This is a genomic window from Methanospirillum hungatei, from assembly GCF_019263745.1.
GTDB classification, from domain to species: Archaea; Halobacteriota; Methanomicrobia; order Methanomicrobiales; family Methanospirillaceae; genus Methanospirillum; species Methanospirillum purgamenti.
The window spans coordinates 2,835,820-2,859,603 of the sequence record NZ_CP077107.1; the positions used below are offsets into that span (position 1 = coordinate 2,835,820).

Consider the following 23,784-nt stretch of genomic DNA (forward strand, 5'->3'; position numbering starts at 1 on the left):
AAAGAGATAAAATTCCTCCTCCCACGGTCATATTCAGCAATTCGAAAATTCAGTCATGATCCCAACTATGTGGTAGAACATACAACCTTCATACGAGATCTTTCTTCAATATCCATTGCGTGATCCATGAAGGAGTCGGCTGGTGTACTATGGACTTTATCCCGGTGGTAACAAGTATATTCACACTTTTTATCCTGATTGGGGTAGGATTTGTTGCGTTTCGCATGGGATATATCACCCGAAGTGGTGCATCCGGTCTATCGTCCCTCCTGGTAAACGTCGCAATACCCTGCCTTATTCTGGAAAGTATGCAGGTACCACTCTCTGAAGGGCTCATTTACTCAATGGAAATGATAGTATTCATTGAAATTGTGGTTTATGTTGTCTCGTTCATCTTTGCTGGAATTGTTCCTTTACTCCTCCATGGGTCCCGGTTTGAAACTGGAGTGTTACGTTTCATGCTTATCTTTTCAAACCTGGGATTTATGGGGTATCCGGTAGCGTATGCAATGTTTGGTGAAGCATCTGTCTTTTATGTTACACTCGTCAACCTCCCCTTCGGTTTTTTGGTCTTTACCGTGGGAGTGTTTTTGCTTCGCCCGGATCTCGCACGTCAACCGGACATCAAACGGATTGTCACACCGGGTCTTATTGCATCCATCCTGGGTCTTGTCCTTTTAGGAACCGGTCTTACTATCCCATCACCTATCAATGAATCAATCTCGCTCCTTGGTTCAATAACAACCCCGCTTGCAATGATCGTCATTGGAACATTCCTGGCTCCTCTGCCTTTTTTTGAAATGCTGTCAGATACACGGATTTGGATTATTTCATCCATCAGGCTTCTTGCAATTCCTGCTGTAGTGTTTCTTCTGATATCACCATTTGTTCATGATCCTCTTCTCCTCGGAATTCCAGTTCTCCTAGCTGCCATGCCGGTGGCTGCAAATACGGTCTTGCTCTCTGAAGAGTATGGGGTGAATGCGGAGCTTGCTTCCAAAGGAGTTTTTATCTCCACCCTGCTCTCTCTTGTGACAATACCGCTCATAAGCATTTTTTTATTGCCATGAGAGAGGGCTAAACTAAATATTTTCAGGTAACAATCTCACGGGAAGAACGATGGTCAGCACAGTCTATCTGGCTCGTATGCGGGTCCGGAATCCGGATGAGAATAATTGTGTAAAGATATCAAAACTCTGTGAAGTGGCTGGACTATCCCGGATGATTGAAGAGGGGGATTTAACAGCCATTAAGCTGCACTTTGGAGAGCTTGGCAATGATACGTATATCAAACCGGTTTTTGTCAGACAGGTTGTCGATGCTGTCAAAAAATTGTCTGGAAAACCATTTCTGACTGATACTAATACAATGTATATTGGATCGCGACACAATGCAGCAGACCATATAACAACCGCCATCAGACATGGATTTGCGTATGCAGTTGTTGATGCTCCGGTCCTGATAGCAGATGGCCTTTCAGGAAATAGTTATGGGGATGTGGATATCCCGGGAAAGCATTTCAAGTCCGTTAGGATAGCCAGGGATATTCTTGATGCACAGGCTATGGTTGTTCTTACTCATGTCAAAGGGCATGCTCTTGCAGGATTTGGGGGAGCAATTAAAAACCTGGCGATGGGATGTGCTTCTCCTCTTGGAAAACGCGATCAGCACCAGGGGATGCAGGCTGAAGTTAACGAGTCTGAATGTATCGGATGTGGATATTGTGTAACCCAGTGTCCATTTGGGGCAATTCATATCGGAAAGAAGGCAGTCGTTGATAAATCTATCTGCTATGGATGTTCAGCCTGTCTGCAGGTCTGCCCTGAACAGGCAATATCCTTTAACTGGGAACGGGATGTACCGAGGTTTTTGGAGCGTATGGCTGAGTATGCCCTGGGAGCAGTTGCAGGCAAATCCGGAAAAGTTCTGTATGTGAGTTTTCTAACGAATATTACCCCTGATTGTGATTGTGTTCCGTGGAGTGATTCACCAATTGTTCCTGATATTGGATTCCTGGCATCTGATGATCCGGTTGCAATTGACGCTGCTGCAATTGATTTGATTAATAATGAGCAAGGCCTTGAGTGTTCATCACTTCACTATCACCACCAGCCAGGAGAGAATAAATTCAAAGGAGTCTGGGAGCAGGTTGAAGGGTATCACCAGATTGATTATGGTCATGAGATAGGACTTGGATCGCGAAATTATACCTTAATTGAAATATAATTCCTCCTGGCACCCGTTGTGCCGGCAATAACAGGTTTTTTTGATATTTTTTGACATGGAGATGGGTCGATGCCCTGGATGAGACCTGATGACAACTGATAAATGACGTGAAGATAGACTAAAAAGATGTAGTATGGGGATCCTTGAGATAGATCAGATAAAAAAATGCGAGCAGGAAGCTGCTGATCTGATCGAGGGAGCACGGCAGAGAAAGAAGCTGGCGATTGAAGAGGCTATACGGGAAGGAGAAGAAAGGATGGCTCTCCGTCTTTCTGATGCTGAAAAGAAAGTACGGGAGGAGAGAGAGGGAGCTGAAAAAGACATGCAAGAGGAGCATACCCTCCTCTTAAAAAATGCCAAAGATGAAGCACAACGCATCAGGGAACATTCAACACAGAAGAAAGATGATGCAGTTCTTCGTCTGATCCGGATGATTACCGGAGAGGATCATGTTTTATCCAGCCCGAATGAATAGTGTCATCATCGGCATTCACCGTCGATGGCTTACAGATATCACCTCTTCTCTTCATGAGCAGGGAGAACTTGAAGTTCTTGATCTGAAAAGGGCCAGTGTGGAAGATATTCCTTCCTCTCCTCCTGAAGTTCCGAAAGAAGATATAGAGAAAATCATTAACCTGCAATTCAGGGCTGATCGGGTTTGTGAGATTCTTCAGTCATATGATCTGAAACCAGATACCTCCTTGAAATCTCTCCTCACACCCCCGGATAAGGTGTTCGTTCCTGCCCGCACTGAACCTCTGAATGATGTTATACACTTGGCAGATGATCTGCTTGGATCTGCTGAAACTGCGCTTGAGGTTTATGAAAATCTTAAGAAAAACAGGGAATTACAGCAGGTAACCCTTGATAGAATATCATATCTGAATCGTCTTTCTGTTCTGGATGTAGATGTTTCATACCTGGCCACTGGCCTTTTTACTTTTTCTGTTGCCGGATGGATAAAAAAAGAATCAATAGATCTCTTCCAGGCATGGCAGAATGAAACCAAAAATGATGAGATCTATCTGACCCAAGAACCAGATGACCAGGATGTGGTTGTTTTTTGTATAGGAACTCCTGAAATGAAAGGGATTCTTGAAGAACTATCTCATAAATCCTGGTTTCATCGTATCATTCTCCCAGAGTCGTATTCGGGTCTTCCTTCGGAAATACTCATGCAGGAACAGGATCAGCTTGAGAGATATCAGGTTGGTGAACAGGAGTTATTAGAATCACTTGCTTCCCATGCAAAAAAATATCTGGTGCCATTACGGGCTATTCGAGAAGAACTGGGAATACGGCGGGAACGGCTTGAAATAACCCGGAATTTTGGATCAAGCAGAGATGTTGTATACCTTCATGGATGGGTCCGGGTAAAAGACACAGACCGCCTTTCATCTCTTCTCAAAAAGATAACTGATAGTGAGTTTTTCCTGCATATACGACCTGCAGGACCAGAAGATGATGTTCCGGTCCGATATGACAATCCTAAATGGCTGGCTCCGTTTGAGTTACTGACGACAACATTCTCAAGACCCCGGTATGATGAGATTGATCCAACTCCGTTTTTTGCGCCAGCATACCTTTTGTTTTTTGGACTCATGCTTGGTGATGCCGGGTATGGGGTGATCATTGCTCTCGTGGGATGGCTCCTCTACCGTGGACCTGGAAAATATGATGCTCCCTTCAGGGACATGAGTTATATTCTGCTTTGTTCAGGTATTGCAGATATTATTCTTGGAACCATTCAAGGTGGCTGGTTTGGTGACATGCTCCCCCGGTTCTTTCATATCACTCCACCATTCGTCCTGATTGAACCGCTTCAGTCACCAATTCTCCTGTTCCAGGTAGCTCTCATTATCGGTACGATTCATATCAACCTTGGTATCCTGCTTGGACTCTGGCAGAATATTCGAGCGAAAATGTACCGGACAGCATTTCAGGAGCAGGGAATCTGGTTTATTCTTCAACCATCTGCAGCAGTACTCCTTATAGTATTCTTTGGCTGGATGACATTTTCACCCCTTACTGTAAATTTAGCTCTTGTAGGTGCGTTATTTGGGCTTGCGGTTCTTTTTATTAAGAAAGGGCCCATGGGTTTTTTCAGTCTTACTGGATTTCTAGGAGACTGGCTTTCATATGTCAGGATACTTGCCCTTGCTCTTGCTACCGGAGGCATTGCCATGACAATTAACATATTATCCGAAATGATTGCTTCAGTTCATCCATTTATGATTATCCCGGCGATATTGTTTTGCATTGCCGGTCAAATTTTCAACCTTGCTATTCAGACCCTGGGGAGTGTGATTCATGCATTACGTCTGCATTACATTGAATTCTTTGGGAAATTTTACGCTGGCGGTGGAAAGGAGTTTGTCCCCTTCCAAGAGAGTCGGATATATACACGAAACATGAGAGAGGAGGTATTATGACAATAGGTACTGGTGCGGTTTTAATGGCTATCGGAGCAGGGATTGCAGTTGGATGTTCTGCAATTGGTTCCGGAATCGGGGTAGGAATAGTCGGATCTGCAGCATCCGGGGTTATCTCTGAACGACCGGAGAAGTTTGGAATGGCCCTCGTATTTACAGCAATCCCTCAGACCCAGGCCATATACGGGCTATTAATAGCAATTCTGATTCTTCAGTCTGGTGGTTTTTTAGGAGGAACAGCCGGTGATATCCCGACTCCTGCCGGGCTTGTTGCCGTAGCAGCAGGCCTTGCGGTCGGTCTCGCCGGATTTTCAGCTATTGGTCAGGGTATCGCTGCTGCGTCCGGTGTTTCCAACACTGCAGAAAAACCGGAAATGTTTGGGAAAGGTGTGGTCTTCTCTGCCGTCTGCGAGACTCAGGCAATTTATGGTCTTTTGATTGCAGTTCTTATGCTTGCTCTCACGGGAATTCTGTCCGCAGATTTTTCGGTTGAGATGCCGGTTGCAATCGGTCTTATCGGTGCAGGCCTTGCGGTTGGTCTTGCCGGATTTTCTGCTATTGGTCAGGGGATTACCTGTTCAAGTGGGATTGCTGCAACCGCACGAAATCCTGGAGCAATTGGCCGAAGCCTTGTATTTGCCGCTATGTCAGAGACGTTTGCAATCTTTGGTCTGCTCATCGCTATTCTGATCCTCTTTGGGCTTGGACTTTTTAGTGGATAAGGCGTATTATGTCAGTCGATACTATCATCACCCGAATTCGTGAAGAAGCGGATAAGGAGATCAGGATCATCAGGTCTGAAGAGACATGTGACATCTCACATATCAGGACCCAGGCAGAACAGAAAGCAGAGGAAGCCTACAATCACCGGATGGCAGAAGGGCATCGGGAAATAAGACAATATATTGCCAGTGAACAGTCACGAGCCAGGATAGAGGCAAAACGTCTGGTCCGTAAAACCAGAGAAGATATCATTAATGAATGTTTTAAGGAAGTGTCCGTGCATTTGAACGAAATTCGTAAAAAGGATGAATATCCTGCTCTTTTTGAAAACCTTATCCGAGAATGTGTTCAGAATCTTGGAAAATCTGATATTCTCGTGCAGGTTCACTCTGATGACCGGTCTCTTGCTGAAACCGTTATGAAGAAGGTAAACAGTGAAGGATTCTCGATCAGAATTTCAGATGATTCAATAGACACAAACGGGGGTGTCATCTGTATCCGTATCTCCGATAATGTATCAATAGACAACACTTTTGAAACCAGAGTTACCAGGATGGAACGTGAGATGATAAGCATCGCATCACAGATCCTGTTTCAGAATGGTGAATCCTGATGGAAATATCGGATCTTACCGTACTATTGAGTGCTGGATCCCCATTTATAACTGAACTTACTGCTGCAATTCTTATTGCCGTCATGTTTCTCTTGTTTCTGACTCTTTTAAGTATTGTCGGATATTTTCCGGTCCTCCTTTCTCTTACGTCATACACGCCTGTTGTCGCCAGGATAAAAGCGAGGGGAGTGCCCTATATTGAACCGGAACTTGTGCAGGATCTTATGCAAAGTGGCTCTCTTCCTGATTCTATCAGCAGACTGAAAAGCTCCGGGTACCTGGCATCGGTCTCTCTTGATTGCAACCCGGATCAGGCTGAAGAAGAACTGCTCATTGCATGGTATGATGAAGTCCAGACTCTTCGTTCACAGGCTCCACGGGATGCATGGCTTTTTTTTGATGCAATACTCTCTTTTCAGGAGATTGCCAAAGTAAAAAGGATCCTCAGAATGGTCCATGATGGTCGTGCAGCAATTATTCCAGAGATTCCTCTTCTCTGGCCTGAAGAGTTTACCACAGATGTAGCCTTAAAAATTGCGAACTCACGTTCGGTGAGTGAAGCGGCGAGAATATTTCATGAGACACGATATGGTCAAATTCTTGCAGACGGTCTTGTCCTGTATGAGAAAGAAAAATCTGTCTTTTATCTGGATCATGTCCTTGATTGCATGGGATTTGCAGAAATAAAAAGTCAGAGTTCAATGGTGCAGGCTTATCTTGCCTCTCCATATCGGGATTATATCTCCATACTCATTGATATTCAAAATATCAGAACATTAATCCGGGCAAAACATGCCGGTTGGAACCCCCAGCAGGTTATGCCATGCTTAATCGACGGCGGCCTTGATCTGCCATCATGGAGGCTTATACAGATGAATGAGATGATGAGCTTGCCAGACTTGGTTCGTCAGTTGTCAGGAACCAGGTATGATTCAGTTCTTTCTCCCCTGCTCCGATCATATCCATCCACAGAGAGTATGCTTTCAATAGATCTTGCATTAGATCGGTATCTCCTTGAAACGATCTCACGGTTATCCATGGAATACTACCATACCGGTGGGCCGCTGCTCTGGTACCTGGTAGCAAAAGAATTTGAACTTAGAAATATTCGTATCATCCTGACAGGTCTTTCTGAAGGCCTTTCCTCTGACCAGATTGGTAAGATGCTGATTACGGGACCGGAGGAGACATGAAGGTGGCTGTGCTTGCATTCAAAAGGTTGAGTCTTGGTTTTCTTCTTGGCGGAGTTCATGAAGCATTTATCTGTGAGACGCTTGACGATGCAAAACAGGCAATGGAGATTTGTCTTAAAAATTCAGAGATTGGTGTAATCCTGGTGAGTAAACCGGTTGCCAGAATGATCCCGGAGATGATCAGGGAAGCGAAAACATCACCCCGGATGATTCCAGTTATCTCAATAATCCCTGATATTGGCGATCAAGCGGAAGTGTGTGGAGGAACAGCATGAGGAATGGATGGTGTGGTATTGTGCATTCGGGAGGAATGGTGAGATGAGAGAAATGAATGAGAATAACGGGGTAATTATCAGGGTTACCGGTCCTGTTGTTGAGGCTGAGGGAATGGCAGGGAGCCGTATGTATGAATCGGTGAAGGTTGGAAATACCGGATTAATCGGGGAAATCATCATTCTTGAAGGAGACCGGGCCACAATCCAGGTATATGAAGAAACCATCGGTCTTACTCCTGGTGAACCGGTAATACGGACATATCTTCCCCTCTCGGTTGAACTTGGTCCGGGTCTTGTGGGCACTATGTATGATGGTATTCAGCGTCCGCTTGAGGAGATCCTTCGCAATACTGGTGATATGATCGAACGTGGAGCGTCTGCTCCTGCCCTTGACCGGACGAAAAAATACCGGTTTTATCCATGTGCAAAAAAAGGAGACATGATTCATGAAGGGGATCGCCTTGGGTGTGTCCGTGAATCCGTCGCTGTCCATCACTATATCCTTGTTCCTCCCGGAGTCAGTGGAACGCTTGAGTCACTGGCTGAAAAAGGAGAATATGTCATCACCGATACAATAGCCACTATCGATACTGGAACTGTGAAAAAAACCCTTACCATGATCCAACGCTGGCCGGTTCGTGACCCAAGACCGGTTCGCGAACGTCTTGATCCCATTGAACCTTTGATGACCGGCCAGAGAATTATTGACACCCTCTTTCCTCTTGCCAGAGGTGGGACAGCAGCAATACCCGGTCCTTTTGGGTCAGGAAAAACTGTCGTGCAACAACAGCTAGCCAAGTGGGTTAATGCAGATATCATTGTCTACATTGGATGTGGGGAACGAGGCAATGAGATGGCAGATGTCCTTGAACAATTCCCAACTCTGAAAGATCCCCGGACTGGTCATGCCCTAAGCAGCAGGATGGTTCTGATAGCAAATACCAGCAATATGCCAGTTGCAGCCCGTGAAGCATCGGTATACACGGGAATTACAATTGCTGAGTACTATCGTGACATGGGCTACCATGTTGCTCTTATGGCTGATTCAACCTCACGATGGGCAGAGGCAATGCGGGAGATATCTGGTCGGCTAGAAGAGATGCCTGGAGAAGAAGGATATCCGGCATATCTGAGTTCACGTCTTGCTGACTTTTACGAACGTGCCGGACGGGTGTCTTTGCTTGGAACAGGTGATCATGAGGGTTCTATCTCGGTCATCGGGGCCGTATCTCCTCCGGGAGGAGATTTTTCAGAACCAGTTACCCAGAATACTCTTCGTATTGTAAAGGTTTTCTGGGCACTTGATGCAGATTTGGCATACCAACGGCATTTTCCTGCTATTAATTGGCTTATGTCTTATTCCCTGTACAGCTCAATAGCCGGATCATGGTGGGAAGAGCATATTGGTCCGGATTTTGTCAGAATGAAACAGGAGATGATGGAGATCCTCCAAAGGGAAAATGAACTGGAAGAGATCATCAGACTTGTCGGCCCGGAAACTCTTCCTGAATCTGATCGCCTGCTCCTGTTAAAAGCTGAGATTCTCCGTGAGAGCTATCTCATGCAATATGCTTTTGATGAATTTGATACATATACCGGACCGAAAAAGCAGTACCGGATGCTTCAGGCAATCTTTTCTTTTTTTAACCGTGCAGAACTTGCTCTGGAAATGGGGGTTTCGGTATCACAGCTTCGGACTCTTCCCATTATTGAACGGTTTGCACGGATGGGCTCATCATCACCGGACGAGGAAGAATCGTTGTTTTTAGAGATTGAAACTGATATCCGGGCTGTCCGTGAAATGAAGGGAGGGGTGTAATGGAAACCAGTTTCCGGATGTATACCGGTGTCTCAAAAGTGGTCGGGCCTCTGATGGTTCTTGATGGTGTAGAAGGTATCGGTTATGGGGAGATAGCGGAAATTGTGCTTCCAAATGGAGAGGTTCGTATCGGGCAGGTTCTGGAGACGACAACCACCAGAGCAATGGTTCAGGTCTTCCGGGGTACCCGTGATCTTGACACAGAACTGACAAAGGTCAGGTTCAGAGGTGAACCGATGAAGATCTCCCTCTCGTCTGACATGCTGGGAAGAACATTTGACGGAAGTGCCAGGCCGCTTGATGGAGGAGGACCGGTCATTCCGGAGTGTATCAGGGATATTTATGGATCACCGATAAATCCTTCTGCCCGTGAACACCCCCGTGACTCTATCCAGACCGGCATATCATCAATTGATGGTATGAACACCCTTGTCAGGGGTCAGAAACTTCCCCTGTTCTCCGGGGCAGGACTTCCCCACAATCTGCTTGCATCCCAGATTGCAAGGCAGGCAAAGGTGACTGGTCAGGCGGAAAAGTTTGCTGTCGTCTTTGCAGCGATGGGGATTACCTATGAAGAGTCTGCGTTCTTCATCCGTGAGTTTGAAGAATCCGGAGCACTTGAACGAGCAGTCCTTTTCCTGAACCTTGCAGACGATCCGGCTATTGAACGGATAATTACTCCCCGGCTTGCACTTACCACCGCTGAATATCTGGCTTTTGACAAGGGAATGCACGTTCTTGTGGTGCTGACAGATATTACAAATTATTGTGAGGCACTCCGGGAGATTGCAGCTGCACGAGAAGAAGTTCCTGGGAGAAGAGGATATCCCGGATACATTTACACCGATCTTGCGTCACTCTTTGAACGGGCCGGTCGAATCAGGGGCAGAGAAGGATCAATTACCCAACTTCCTATCCTGACCATGCCTGATGATGATATTACTCATCCCGTCCCCGACCTGACTGGGTATATTACCGAGGGACAGATAGTACTCTCCCGTGACCTGCACCGGAAAGGGATTTATCCCCCGGTGGATGTTCTGCCTTGTCTCTCCCGTCTTATGCAGGGAGGCATCGGACCAGGCCGGACACGGGCAGATCACGCAGAGGTAAAAAACCAACTCTATTCAGCATATGCCCGGGGAATCAGGCTCAAAAGTCTGGTGGCAGTGATGGGAGAAGAGGGGCTTTCTTCACTTGATAAGATATATATCCGGTTTTGTGACCGGTATGAGAATGATTTTATCAGGCAGGCCTCGTATGAGGATCGGTCATTTGAAGATACTCTCAATTTAGCCTGGGATCTGTTGTCAATCCTTCCAAAATCTGAATTGAAACGAGTTAGCACAGAATTTATAAAAGCCTACTATCACGGAGAGGAGATTCTGGAATGCAGCGGGCCGTAATTGCAGGAGTCAGACCAACAAGACTTGAGTTTCTCAGGCTCTCAAGACGTGAACTTATCGCCCAGAAGGGCAGGGACATTTTACAGGAAAAATTAGATGCCCTTGTTATTGAACATACACGGCTTACTACAGAGATGGAACAGAGGGCTGGTTTCATTCAAAAAGAGATGGAAGAAGCCTACGAAGCACTCAAACTGGCTGGAATAATTACCGGATGGGTCAGACTATCTGACCTGGCATCTTCGTGTGTGCATATTCCAGGACTGGAGGTTACCTCTTCTCAGGTCATGGGGGTACGAGTTCCGGTCATTACCATGTCTGAAGGAATTGAACAGGGAGTATATAGAAACGAGCGAGGATACAGCGTTTTTGGCACCTCAGGCCAGGTAGATGAGGCCGCTCTCCGGTATGAGAAGGTTTTGCATTCTCTTCTCTCCTATGCATCACTTGAAGGAAGAGCTGACCGGATCACTCTTGAGATGAACAGAACTAGGAGAAGAGTCAATGCTTTAGAACACCTGGTCATCCCACGGCTCCAGCAGACAATGAAATACATTGAATTCAGGCTTGAAGAACGTGAGCGGGAAGACTTGTTTAGAAGAAAGCGAATGAAACAGATCATGGAACGAAAGGAGGTTGAGGAAAAAGGTATTGCCTGATCTATTTCTCAATCTTTTCTGATTACCAGAACAGGTCTGGAGGTACGTCGTGCCAGTTCACATGAGAAACTTCCATGCAATAACTCTGCTATTATACCTTTTTCTGTCGGAACGGTACAAACCAGGGATACATCTGCTTCATCTGCATACTCAAGAACACGACTGACCGGATCACCTTCAAGAATTCTCCACCTGACTTCTGCTCCGGCTGTTTTCAGTTGTGCACATTTTTCTTTCAGGGCATCTGCGGTTTTATTTCGTATCCGTTCAATCTCACTTTCCGTTTCTCCACGTGATATGACCGAACAGACAATTATCTCAATGACCTCCGGGATTTTTCCGATCTTTTGAACTGCATCCCATGAATCCGGGGTCAGATCAACTGGAATCAGTACTTTGGAAAAAATCATCGGACAGAACTTCTGAAATTTTTCTCCAGATAGCCGTTCGATAATCTGTCCTCGCATGATGAGAAGGTTCGTATGTGAATCATGTAACACCCGGTGGGTAACACTACCTAGGTGAAGGCCTTTAATAAGACCCTTTCCTCTGGCTCCCATTACGATGATGGTGGATTCATGTCTTTTTGCGACCTCATCAATTGAGGCTGGTACCGATTCTGAGAGCACGACTTCTGTTTTTATAACTGAAATTCCAAGACTTTGAAGAAGAGCCCGGTCTGATTCAAGTCTTTCACGTGCAGATGACTCGATATCTCCCCGAAGAGCTGCCGGACTGTCAGAACTAATCACATGGAGCATCACAACTTCCAGAACACCAGGAAGGCCTGCAATACAATCCATTACTCGCCGTGCATACTCAGAAAAATCTGTGGGAAACAGGATACGCCTGAACATATATTACCCTCTCGTTGAAAGATAACGTCACCAAATCTTTGGAACGAAACTATTATTATTCACGATGCTGGCACTGTCACCCGTAGCACGGATCACGAAAAGACCATTCTTCTCAGCCATTGCTGCAGTACCAGCGTCTTCTGATATAAATGCAACCGCTCCATATACCCTCTTGTCAGAATATTCGGGCATCCAGTTCTTTGCCTGCCTTAGTTTTTTCAAAAAACCCCTGATATCCTCAGGCCGGAGTGTTGTTTTTACTTCTACTATGACTATTTCAGTTCCGTTTATTGCGATGATATCAAACTCGTAATCAACACCATCACGACGTCCTGATCTGCGTTTGATGGTATCAGTTACTTTTATCCCACGCTGGTTGAGAATTGAAATAATGTCACCTTCTACCAGGGATTCAACCAGTTTTCCCCATTGGGATACGAATAAGCGTTCCAGTTTATTCAGCTTTTTATCAGTTTCCTTGAATTTTCTATCTGTGTCCTGGAATTTCTTGTCTGTCTCTTGGAACTTTTTGTCCGTCTCCTGGAACATGAGCCAGACTTTTTCAAAGGAGAGTGGTCCGTCCGGGTTGGTTTGATCCTGGGATGATGTTTTTGGTTTAGAAGATGGTGACATTTTCCTGATATACTATTGTAATGAGTGATATTATCTGTTCCGGGAAAAAACGAAACAAAATCGAAACATATGGGTCCTTTTTTGGACTGGAACAGGGAAGATTGCAGAGAGAAATAGTAAAATTTGCTTTAAAGAAAAAAATGGCTTTTGGGATAACAGCGGTTCCACTTATTATCCCTCCTGATTTTTAATATCTGAAATTCGATTCTGTTTTTTCAATATATCTAGAGAATAGCGATTAACCCCATGTTGGGAAATAAGAGTATTTAAATCACTTATAAACCCTGCAACAAAAATGAGGGGTATGCACTATCCTCTCTAATTTCTCCAATACGATCAAAATGGCTCAATATATTAGGGATGTCGAATTTAATTGTAATGGGATATTATTAAATGAGAATTATTATTTACCCTTTTATCTAATTATGAACTATTTAGGTAAAGCTCCCCTGTGTCTACTCTACGATTATTGAATCGGTAAAAAAAAACTATTTGGTCTTTTGACCGGCTGATCTCGAAAAAGTCAGGGTGCCTATCGGATGTAATGGATGGATGAAGTGATGGGGATATGATACGAAAGATTACGTGGCTAACCAGTCTTTTACTTCTGCCTCTACTGTTTTTATTGGTTATAAAAAGTAATTTTTTAACTTATCTCTCTCATTTTGTTGACAATTGCTGGGATTTTTGTATTGCTCCTTTTCCTAAAACTGTCAAGCAAACGCCCAACATCAATTGTATCTCACATCCTGGGATCAGTACTGCTACCAACATCCCCATATCGAAATTCAATGTGATTTTCAATGAATACCAAATTAAAAATCTCCTATTCTGGCATCTTTAAAAGATCAAAGGAACAGATTATAAAAAACAATTTTTTCCATACAAAGCAATCGTTTGGAATAGTAACTAGGCTATCCGAGTATTTTCTCATCCTATTTGCCCTCATGATGCTGATCCAGGGAGTTCATGCAGGACATATATCTGGAACAATATCTGGGGAGCCTGTTCTTTTCACAAGCTCGGAAAATCAGCTAATTCCTGATAATAAGGAAAGAAACGAAAGCATCACAGTCCAAATGGCAGCGCTTCCTCTCTCATTCATTCCGAACGATGGGCAGACTGACCCGAATGTATGGTTTATGGTCAGAGGTTCCGGGACATCGTTCTCATTTACCAATACAAGTATGCTCTTTTCAATGGAAAAATCCCCAGACGCGACTAATGAAACATTTGTTGTGATAACTCAGACCTTTATCGGTGCAAATGAATCTACCCACATCACAGGTGAAGATGTCCTGCCAGGAACAGCAAATTTTTTTATTGGGAATGACCCTGATGCCTGGCGGTCGAATCTCTCAACGTACGGGGCAGTACGGTACCATGATCTTTATCCTGGTATTGATCTCCTCTACTGTGGAAACGGTTCGGTTCTTAAACGTGAGTTCATCGTTGCATCAGGTGTTGATCCGGCACTCATCCAGATGGAATACCATGGTGCTGATTCCATTTCAATTGATCAAAATGGAAATCTGAATATTACAACCGGGCAGGGTTCTATGACCGAATCGCAGCCGGTGTGTTTTCAGGAGATTGATGGGAACAGGGTAGATGTCGAGGCCAGATATGTCCTCTTGGATGATAAAAAGTTGACCATTGAGATTGATACGTATAATCCTGAATATGAGTTAGTGATCGATCCAGACTTGATATATTCTACGTATCTGGGCAGAGTTTATAATGAAAATGGGTATGGAATCACTGTAGACTCAGAAGGGAATGCCTACGTGACTGGAAGAACCGCAAGTACTGATTTCCCAATTACTACGGGAGCATTTCAGACATTATATGGAGGTAATGTTGATGTCTTTGTTACGAAATTAAACTCTGCTGGTTCTTCGCTTCTTTATTCCACATATCTGGGTGGAACTTCTAACGATATTGGTTATGGAATCGCTGTAGATTCTGAAGGGAATGCCTACGTGACTGGGATGACCACCAATACTGATTTCCCCATGACTCCAGGGGCATTCCAGACAATATATGGGGGCTATGGAGATGCCTTTGTCACGAAACTTGACACTGCTGGTTCTTCCCTCCTCTATTCAACTTATCTAGGTGGAAGGGGCCAAGATGATTCACGTGCCATCGCATTAGATACAGGCGGGAATGCATACGTGGCTGGATGGACAGATGGATCGTTTCCCACAACCCCTGGATCATATCAGACATTATATGGAGGAGGGACTTGGGATTCATTTGTTACGAAACTTGACGCTGTTGGTTCTTCCCTCCTCTATTCTACCTATATTGGAGGATCAGGTTATGATGAAGGGTATGGAATCGCGGTAGATTCAGAAGGGATAGCATTCGTCACTGGAAGAACTGATGGTTTGTTTCCCACGTCTCCAGGAGCATTCCAGACAATATATGGAGGAGGTACCTGGGATGCCTTTGTTACGAAACTTGACGCTGCTGGCTCATCAGTTATTTTCTCCACATACATGGGTGGTGCATCAGGAGATGCAGGAGAAGGAGTCGATGTTGATTCAACCGGAAATGTATACGTGACCGGATATACATCAAGCATTAACTTTTCCACGACCCCAGGGTCATATCAAACAACATTTGGAGGTAGTAGTGATGTCTTTGTCACAAAACTAAACTCTACCGGTTCTTCCCTCCTCTATTCCACTTATTTGGGAGGAACAAGTGTTGAACGCGGTGAAGGGCTCATAATAGATCAGAATGGGAATGTATACTTGAATGGATACACAGCAAGTACCGACTTCCCAATAACTCCCGGGGCTTATCAGACAATTTCTGGAGGAAGCGTTGATGCTTTTATCACAAAATTAAACTCTACCGGTTCTTCCCTCCTCTATTCAACTTATTTTGGGGGTACAGGTTATGACGAGGGGCATGGAATCGTGATAGATACTGAAGGGAATGCATATGTAATTGGATATACTGATGGTTCATTTCCCACAACTCCAGAGTCATATCAACCAATACATGGGGGACAACAGGATGCTTTTATGGTAAAATTCTCTTTTTCAATTCTTTCTCCAACTATTACCTCAATCTCTCCCCTATCCGCCCCCAACACCACATTGGTCCAGTTCCGTATCACCGGCTCCAACTTCCAGTCCGCTCCTCTACCGATTGTGAATCTTTCTAAAACATTTAGAAATGGCTTGGTAAACATCACCGCAACGAATGTTGGCGTCCCAGATTTCAGAAATATTACCGGTACGTTTGATCTAACCGGGGCAAGAACGGGAACCTATGACCTTGTAGTAAAGAATGGTGATGGACAGATCGCTACGAAGAGCGGTTCTTTTGAGGTAACCGGCCCGTCAGTTAACCCAAAACTTGTAACCGATACTGCAATTGTAAGTGAGAGGTCTGCAATATTAAGCGGTCATATTACAAATGCCGAACCTGGTGTTGATTATCCGGTTAGTTTTAGGTATGAAGGTGGGGCAACTCCGAAGACAAAAGTTGGTTTATCTATTGTAAATCAAACGAACTCTACATATCGCCATATCCTTACCGAGCTCAGTCCAGGCACAACCTATTACTATCGTGCAGTTCACCGTGATTCTGCGGGTCCTGAAAATCCACATTTAATTGATGCTGATAATCTTGAGTCATTCGTAATTGGAGGTAGCCCGTCGCCAACCATCACTTCAATCTCTCCCCTATCCGCCCCCAACACCACATTGGTCCAGTTCCGTATCACCGGCTCCAACTTCCAGTCCGCTCCTCTACCGATTGTGAATCTTTCTAAAACATTTGGAGATGGCCAGATAAACATCACCGGGACGAATATTGCCGTCCTTGATTCCGGGAATATAACCGGCACATTTGATATTACCGGTAGAAGAACAGGAACGTATGATCTGGTTGTCAAGAATGGGGATGGACAGATCGCTGCGAAGAGCGGTTCTTTTGAGGTAACTGGTCAGAGTTCATCTGTCATTGTAAACTCAATCGAACCATCGACTTCTTTTAATGATGATATATATGGATTTATCATTCATGGTGCTGGGTTCATTGAAGAATCTCTTGTGACGATTGCAAGACCTGGGACCGCTATCACGCGGAGTTGTTTGTATGGCGGTCCTGACACGATCTCTGTAATATATCACCTCCAGGGTGTTCCTGCAGGGATATACAATGTTACAGTCACTAATCCTGATGGCAAGTTAGGAAAGATGGAGAATGCACTTACTATTGAAGATAAACCTCCCAAACCTTTAGATTCAAAGTTTATAGCCTCAGTCGCCTCCGGTAAGGTTCCTCTGGAGGTAACATTTTATGATCAGTCTGATGGTAATCCCACATCATGGCTATGGGAATTTGGCGATGGAATGATCTCCAATGAAAAAAATCCTACCCATACCTATGTCAATACAGGGTATTACACGGTGAACCTGACGGTAAGTGATGGAACAACCTCTCGAAAATTGTCCCTGCCTGATTACATAATCGGGACTCCGGATGATACAGGAGATAAGTTAAAAATTAATAGTGCCGTCTCATATGCAGCAGGTACAATAAACACTGACTATTGTGGTAATTCATTGACGTTCATCAATGATGTGTATCAGAATGGGTCAGGGTATGCGTTTGATTCACGGATTCAGAGTTTTGAGCAGGTAAAAGAGTTATTTAAAAGGGCTAACAGAAATCAGACCCTAATCCCACCGAAAGGATCTGTTGCAATGTATCAATCCGGAGACATGGCCTTTGCTTTGTCTGAAGGAGACGGGAATGTTATTGGCTGTGATATGAATCAGAAGATCATTCACAGGGGGTATAATCCGAATCCTGAAGGATATATTGGATGGGCGTTTCCGATTATTTCGGCACCGACGGTGCTGTATCCGATAAACAACACTGAGGTCAGCAATGACTTTGAAATGACTTGGAAACATCCGATTTGGTCTAATCAAACCGATATCAGCCATTATGAAATAAATATACAGGAGGTTTTAATGAGTTCTGATGAAAATGTTGGATTAGCACAAAATTCCTACACAGATATTGTGAATTATCCTGCTAATACTTACAAATTTCTTTTAACTGGTGGAAAGGCCTTTTCACTTAATATTTATACTTGCTATTATAATGGATTCAAATCAAAAGATGTAACCAAACTGTTCACTACAACTGAAATGGGTGAATGGGTTGAAGTTAATAGTCCGACTGGAGCCTATATTGTTAGGAATCCTATAATGATATCGGAATATCAAAATATTCCTCTTGATTTTAATTTTGAAAATGTTCCCGAAAATTTGAACACTAATAACCAATATTTTAAAAATCTTCAAAAAATTTTAAATTCAAATCCAATTACACAAATATCTGACATAGATTTTTATTATAAAAGACCATCAGAACAGGAGCCCGGCTCTCCGGGTTATGAAACTGATTTACTTGGAAGTAAAACTAAGAATTCATTAGAACTATTCAAAAAAATACACTCATTTGATGAAGAAATTGGAATATCTATTCTGGATGTGGAAAAAACACCGAAAACAATTACGAAGTTAAATGAGAATAAAAATACTTTACAGCATCAGCCTATTAAATTGATTCCAAATGGGTGGGTTATTCAAAATAAATTTGAATTGTTGAATGGTTACCAACACATTTATGATGTCACTGATAAAACGGATGGATGGATAAAGATCGATGAAATTCAGTCTTCAATTTCTGAAGACAGGGCTGTGCAGGTAATAAAGGAAGAATCCTCCAGAAAGCCGATTATTAGGGGATTAGTGGAAGAATTAATTCCCATTTTTCTTAAAGCGGGAAGGTCATTTAATTATCCACCTACCGAATTTCCTACTTATCTCGTAATTGCAAAGATTGCTCAAGAATCATGGATTGTTCATTATGATAATGATTTTATCACAATGGATCCATGGGGTAGGGGAATCGCTCGCATTGATGCAGATAAATATGTGGGGAAAGCTTTGGGTATTAGATGGTGGAATGATCATGGTGATATTGATACATGTCGGGATTTAGGTTGTTCTGAGAGCCCATTACCCACAAAAATCGGAGAATCAACCTATTGTCTTTATTGTCCTACTGATAACCCAAATTGTGTATGGGCATCGAGAACGAAGACAACTTGTGTAAAAAGATATCCCTCTGATTCATGCGGTGCTGAAAACATTAAAGATCGTTATAATTATCCTGGATGGAGTTGTGAGGCATGTACTCACTTCTACACAAATACAACACAGGGCATAAGAGCCAACATTGCTGACGGATTGTATGCTTTAAACGATCATTATAAATTAGTGAAAGATGGATATGAAAAGTGTATTAAGTCCGATAATAAGAATATTTGTGTTGGGCAGGAAGAAAAAACTTGTTTTTCATGTGAAGAATTTGCATGGATTTCTGCTTTACAGAGATATAATGGCTATAAAACCTACCCCGGGACATATTTATGTGATTCTTCAATTGGACTCTGCTATCAATTAAAAAACCGTATTAAGGATTTTTACTACAATAACGGTAATTATGATGATTATGAAACAGAAAAAAGTCAGATTGGTGGAAAAACAGTAAAAGAAGCTGCAGATGATTTCGCAAAGCGATTGGAAATTCTTGTAAGTCATTCTACAGAAATAAAAATGTGGAGTCCGATTGAACCACAAGTTATTGATTCTCTTGGAAGAATGACGGGAATATTAAATGGAGATGTGATTGAGGATATTCCTTTTTCTATTTATGATCCTGCTTTGGAGAGAATCTGGTTACCTGAAGATAATGACTCAATAATTTACCGCTTTATTGGGACGGAATCAAGTAATTACTCACTTTCTATCTCCAGTACAGAATTATTCAACGCATCAGGTATATTAACAAAAAAGAGGGAGGTTCATGAATATTCTATAAATTGGACAATGCTTCAGAAAAATGAAACAGGTGTTATGATTAAGATTGATAAAAATGGCGATGGTACTTTTGATACAATTGTATATTCTGATAAACACTGGAACCCTATAAAATCGAATTTTTCATCAAATATTACTAAAGGTTTTGTACCAACTGCTGTCTCATTTATTGATTTATCAATAAATTCACCCTCTCACTGGTTATGGACATTTGGCGATGGTACAAATTCAACTTTACAAAACCCCATTCATATCTATAAAATACCCGGTAATTACACAGTCTCGCTTACGGTTTCAAATGATTTAGGTATTGACACCTCGACCCAAATTGATTATATCATGTTAGCACCCTCTAATAATTTCATCACCTCCACCGCCTCCCCGAACGGCACCATCACCCCAGCAGGTTCAATCCCCGTCCCCGAAGGCTCTGATCAAACTTTCACCATCACCCCAAATCCCGGTTTCTATATCCATGACGTTCAGGTCGACAATCAAACAGTCGGAGCAGTAGCAAAATACATATTCCGCAATGTCACCACAAATCACACCATCCATTCGGATTTCACCGACATCCCTGGCCAGTATGAGATCAACGCCACAGCAGATTCCTGGTCAATTGTGTATCCATCTGGTAACATATCATACCCGGTGGGAACAAATAAGACCTATATCACCCAGCCAAAACCCGGAGCTGACCTGGTAGACGTAGTCGTAGATGATGAATCAGAGGGAGCGATTAAAACCCGACCATTCACAAATATCTCTTCAGACCACCGGATGGCAACAGAAGGAACCCCATCACCAGGTCAGATCCACGTCTCCTTCAATGCCACTCCGACAACTGGCACCCCTCCACTTGAGGTTTCATTCAGGGATCAGTCCATTGGTGATCCAATATCGTGGTATTGGCAGTTTGGTGACGGGGGGATCTCATCAGATAAAGATCCCGTTCACCAGTATAAAATTCCAGGGATATTCACCGTCTCTCTCCGAGCATATAATAATCAAACTGCAGGGTATCAAGTGATGAATAATTTTATCCAAGTAAAAGGGTAGTGTCGAGGTTTCATAATTGGCACATATCCCTTTTTTTCTTGAATCCATAATATATGGGCAGAACTATTCCAAAAAACAATTAATTGATTCAGCTTGATGATATTCAATATACTATACTTAAATAATATGTGATAGTAAAAGGACACTGTTACGTATGATACGGGGTGATTGTTATGGCTGTACCAGACATGAAAAAGATCCTCGAGCTCAAGCAGATTGCTATGAAGAGATGTGAGGATCGGATACTTGAAGCCGCTAGCCGTCCGCCCTGTAAAAAGAAGCTGGAAGATGCTGAAAGTTATGGTATGACACGACGGATGAAAAGTAAATACGGGCTGTGATCTGGCCTGGTTTATTTTAATAGCCAGAGGCTGCTTACAAAGCAACTCAAACCGGTGACACACAGATCCTCATCATAACAGGGATAAGTATGGAGACAGAACATTCACTGCTGGACCAGATATCACGAAAAGAAGCTGAGCTCAAAGAGCAATGTGATGTCGTCTGTAAAGAAGCAGAAACCCGAATCCATGATGCTCGAGTCAAGGCGCGGAATTTGAGGGAAGAAGCAGAAAAGAAAGGAGCAGAAGAAGCATCCAGGTATATGAAGGAAGGTCTTTCTAAACTGTCCGAGGAAATTTCTTCTATTCACCTGGCTGGAGAAAAAGAGGCAGAAGAGATTCTCAAAAAAGGGGAAAAAAAGGTTGATGGTGCAGTAAAACAGATCGTCGAAATGGTTCTGGGGTAATATGCTGCAAAAGATGAAACAGATCCTGGTGGTTGGTCCAAAAAAGGACTATCAAAGAATAGTTGATGTACTGTACCAGGCAGGTTCTCTTCATCTTGAGGATGCAAAAAATGAACGCCTGGAGACCATGGAAATTGCTCCGCTTGATACTTTTAACCCTGAAGAAATCACGTCTCTATTAATTCGGATAAAGGGCCAGCTCCAGATCCTGACACCAACGGATTCTAAGAAGGCTCAAAAAAGTCCTCTTATAGAAAAATACGCAGGCCTTTCTTATAATGAATTGTCCATTACGGCAACAGAAGTCTGTGATTCTCTCGAAGAACGGCTTCGGACTCTTGAGACCAGAAAAGGGGATCTTGATGTCAGGTACACAACCCTTGCAAGGTATGAAAAGATCATCAAAAAGATATCTCCACTCGAGCAACAACTTCCCACCCTTGAAGGATTTGAAGTCACCATTTTAATCATTCAAAAAGAATTCGAATCAGTCCTTGAGATTATTCATCCGTTTTTATCCGAAATAACCAGAAACCAATTTGAATTCATCAGTGCAGATCTTGATGACAAAAATATCGCGGTAATTACGGTATTCAGTAAAAAATATGCAGGTAAGGTTCATGATTTTCTCTATTCAAAGAACGTAAATGAAGTGCGGATTCCCCAGGAGTATACAAACATGCCCCTGGAGAAGGCACTGGCCCTTATTGCAGCAGATAAAAAAGCAATTATAGATGAAATTGCTGAAATAGAAAAAAGGATCAAGGAAATCTCTGTAGTATGGTATGCTGATCTCTTCACTCTGAAAACATTACTCACTAACTTTCTTGAGGAGACCTCTGCATATTCTCACTTTGGTCAGACAGATTATACTTTTGTGGTAAAGGGATGGATACCACAGAAATATCTGCCTGCAACGAAAAAGGCGCTCAAAAGTAATTTTGATGAATCAGTGGTGGTAACTGAGCTCCCGTACGATCCAGCAGTTTTTGATAATGCCCCGGTGTATTTTGATAATCCATTCTGGGCAAAACCATTCGAGTTCTTCATGAACCTGGTTCAACCCCCGCAATATCGTGAGATTGATCCCACACCACTTATTGCCATCTTCTTTCCCCTCTTTTTCGGACTCATCGTGGGTGATATCGGATATGGGATGGTAATTTTATGTTTCAGTCTTTTTGTCCGGTATAAATTTTCTCATATCGGGTGGCTAAAACAACTCATGGGAATCCTCATAATATCTTCTATTCCTACGATTATTTTTGGGTACATATTTGGGGAGTTTTTTGGAGATCTTGGCGAGCACATGGGCTGGCTTCACCCACTTACCATTTTTGGCATCACCTGGAACCGGATTGAATCAATCATTCCACTCCTCCTCCTGACAATAGGGATAGGCGTATTTCATGTATTTTTTGGCTTGTCTCTTGGTATTTTGAATGCTCTCCGGCACCACAAGAAAAAGCACGCTATTGAGAAGATCGGTATGTTAGGCCTCGTGTCCGGGATTCTTCTTCTATTGGGTTCTTATGCCGGGCATATCCCGAAATCAGTGTTATTTCTGATCATTGCTTTGATGCTAATCTCAATCGGGTGCCTGATATACGGCGGTGGCAGTCGGGGAGTTATCGAAGTGATGGGAACAATTGGCAATATTATGTCATATGCCCGTCTGATGGCTATCGGGCTTGCCTCGGTGATACTGGCATTAGTTGCTAACCGGCTTTCGCATGAAATTGGTATCTTCATTGTGGGTATTATTGTTGCAATTCTCCTTCATGCATTAAACATTCTTCTTGCCATGTTTAGTCCATCTATTCATTCCCTTAGATTACATGTGGTGGAGTTCTTCTCGAAATTTTATGAAGGAGGAGGTAATCCTTACAAACCATTTGGAAAAGAGCGACTCTAAAACCATTTTTTCTATCTTCTTTTGTGACGGACAAATCACAATATATAAATATACACAGGATAAGGTAATCGTTGGAGGTTATCATGACAGGTTGGGAAGTCCCTATTGGTGCTGCAATTGCCTTTGCTGGAGGAGCAATTGCAACTGGAATCGCCCAGTCAAAGATTGGAGCAGCCGGAGCAGGAACTGTAGCCGAACGTCCGGAGTCCGCAGGTATTGTCATCGTTCTGGAGGCTATTCCTGAAACACTGGTCATTTTGGGTTTTGTAGTGGCCGCTATGATCATCATCATGGTTGAATAAT

General features: G+C 43.3%; 18 protein-coding genes. 16 read left to right on the forward strand and 2 right to left on the reverse strand.

Annotated elements, in window-relative coordinates:
* Positions 1-149: 149 nt before the first annotated feature.
* From KSK55_RS13675 to KSK55_RS13725, 11 genes are all read left to right on the forward strand, one after another.
* Entirely contained in the window at positions 150-1,070 is a 921-nt protein-coding gene (locus KSK55_RS13675; RefSeq protein ID WP_218607299.1) for an AEC family transporter, read from the forward strand.
* 49 nt (positions 1,071-1,119) lie between these two features.
* Positions 1,120-2,226: a DUF362 domain-containing protein gene (locus tag KSK55_RS13680; RefSeq protein ID WP_218607300.1), complete on the forward strand. Its 1,107-nt coding sequence runs from the start codon at positions 1,120-1,122 to the stop codon at positions 2,224-2,226.
* A 133-nt stretch (positions 2,227-2,359) separates the two neighbouring features.
* Positions 2,360-2,701, forward strand: coding sequence for a hypothetical protein (locus tag KSK55_RS13685; RefSeq protein WP_218607301.1), 342 nt, complete (start codon positions 2,360-2,362; stop codon positions 2,699-2,701).
* Positions 2,676-4,658, forward strand: coding sequence for a V-type ATP synthase subunit I (locus tag KSK55_RS13690; RefSeq protein WP_218607302.1), 1,983 nt, complete (start codon positions 2,676-2,678; stop codon positions 4,656-4,658). The genes KSK55_RS13685 and KSK55_RS13690 overlap by 26 nt, the downstream gene beginning before the upstream one ends.
* Positions 4,655-5,380 carry a V-type ATP synthase subunit K gene (locus KSK55_RS13695; protein ID WP_250545251.1) on the forward strand — a complete coding sequence of 242 codons (726 nt, stop codon included), beginning with the start codon at positions 4,655-4,657 and terminating at the stop codon, positions 5,378-5,380. Before KSK55_RS13690 ends, KSK55_RS13695 begins: the two co-directional genes overlap by 4 nt.
* Positions 5,381-5,388: 8 nt before the next feature.
* Positions 5,389-5,994, forward strand: coding sequence for a V-type ATP synthase subunit E (locus KSK55_RS13700; protein WP_218607303.1), 606 nt, complete (start codon positions 5,389-5,391; stop codon positions 5,992-5,994).
* Positions 5,994-7,187, forward strand: a complete 1,194-nt coding sequence (locus tag KSK55_RS13705; protein WP_218607304.1) for a V-type ATPase subunit — start codon at positions 5,994-5,996, stop codon at positions 7,185-7,187. The genes KSK55_RS13700 and KSK55_RS13705 overlap by 1 nt, the downstream gene beginning before the upstream one ends.
* Positions 7,184-7,462, forward strand: a complete 279-nt coding sequence (locus KSK55_RS13710; protein WP_218607305.1) for a V-type ATP synthase subunit F — start codon at positions 7,184-7,186, stop codon at positions 7,460-7,462. The genes KSK55_RS13705 and KSK55_RS13710 overlap by 4 nt, the downstream gene beginning before the upstream one ends.
* Before the next feature lie 52 nt (positions 7,463-7,514).
* Positions 7,515-9,281 (forward strand): V-type ATP synthase subunit A, encoded by a 1,767-nt coding sequence (locus KSK55_RS13715; RefSeq protein ID WP_218608955.1) that lies wholly within the window; start codon positions 7,515-7,517, stop codon positions 9,279-9,281.
* The gene (locus tag KSK55_RS13720; protein WP_256664028.1) at positions 9,281-10,687 is read left to right on the forward strand and encodes a V-type ATP synthase subunit B; all 1,407 of its coding nucleotides are present in this window, start codon (positions 9,281-9,283) and stop codon (positions 10,685-10,687) included. Before KSK55_RS13715 ends, KSK55_RS13720 begins: the two co-directional genes overlap by 1 nt.
* A complete protein-coding gene (locus KSK55_RS13725) occupies positions 10,672-11,346 on the forward strand; it encodes a V-type ATP synthase subunit D (protein ID WP_218607306.1) in 675 nt (224 codons plus the stop codon). The genes KSK55_RS13720 and KSK55_RS13725 overlap by 16 nt, the downstream gene beginning before the upstream one ends.
* Positions 11,347-11,354: 8 nt before the next feature.
* Here the strand turns inward: KSK55_RS13725 and KSK55_RS13730 are convergent, their stop codons facing one another.
* Together KSK55_RS13730 and KSK55_RS13735 are read right to left on the reverse strand one after the other, a co-directional pair.
* Complete coding sequence (locus KSK55_RS13730) at positions 11,355-12,203, reverse strand: universal stress protein (protein ID WP_218607307.1); 849 nt, start codon at positions 12,201-12,203, stop codon at positions 11,355-11,357.
* A 27-nt stretch (positions 12,204-12,230) separates the two neighbouring features.
* Positions 12,231-12,836 carry a PDDEXK family nuclease gene (locus KSK55_RS13735; RefSeq protein WP_218607308.1) on the reverse strand — a complete coding sequence of 202 codons (606 nt, stop codon included), beginning with the start codon at positions 12,834-12,836 and terminating at the stop codon, positions 12,231-12,233.
* Positions 12,837-13,783: 947 nt separating this feature from the next.
* Here KSK55_RS13735 and KSK55_RS16615 point away from each other — a divergent pair.
* The 5 genes from KSK55_RS16615 (at position 13,784) to KSK55_RS13785 (ending at position 23,783) form a co-directional block, all read left to right on the forward strand.
* The gene (locus tag KSK55_RS16615; RefSeq protein WP_306127580.1) at positions 13,784-20,818 is read left to right on the forward strand and encodes a DUF7948 domain-containing protein; all 7,035 of its coding nucleotides are present in this window, start codon (positions 13,784-13,786) and stop codon (positions 20,816-20,818) included.
* Between the two features lie 173 nt (positions 20,819-20,991).
* Positions 20,992-21,159: a hypothetical protein gene (locus KSK55_RS13770; protein WP_214420747.1), complete on the forward strand. Its 168-nt coding sequence runs from the start codon at positions 20,992-20,994 to the stop codon at positions 21,157-21,159.
* A gap of 89 nt (positions 21,160-21,248) precedes the next feature.
* Positions 21,249-21,566 carry a V-type ATPase subunit subunit G family protein gene (locus KSK55_RS13775; protein ID WP_214420748.1) on the forward strand — a complete coding sequence of 106 codons (318 nt, stop codon included), beginning with the start codon at positions 21,249-21,251 and terminating at the stop codon, positions 21,564-21,566.
* Position 21,567: 1 nt separating this feature from the next.
* The gene (locus KSK55_RS13780) at positions 21,568-23,481 is read left to right on the forward strand and encodes a V-type ATP synthase subunit I (RefSeq protein WP_218607309.1); all 1,914 of its coding nucleotides are present in this window, start codon (positions 21,568-21,570) and stop codon (positions 23,479-23,481) included.
* 83 nt (positions 23,482-23,564) lie between these two features.
* Positions 23,565-23,783 (forward strand): ATPase, encoded by a 219-nt coding sequence (locus KSK55_RS13785; protein WP_109941428.1) that lies wholly within the window; start codon positions 23,565-23,567, stop codon positions 23,781-23,783.
* Position 23,784 lies beyond the last annotated feature (1 nt).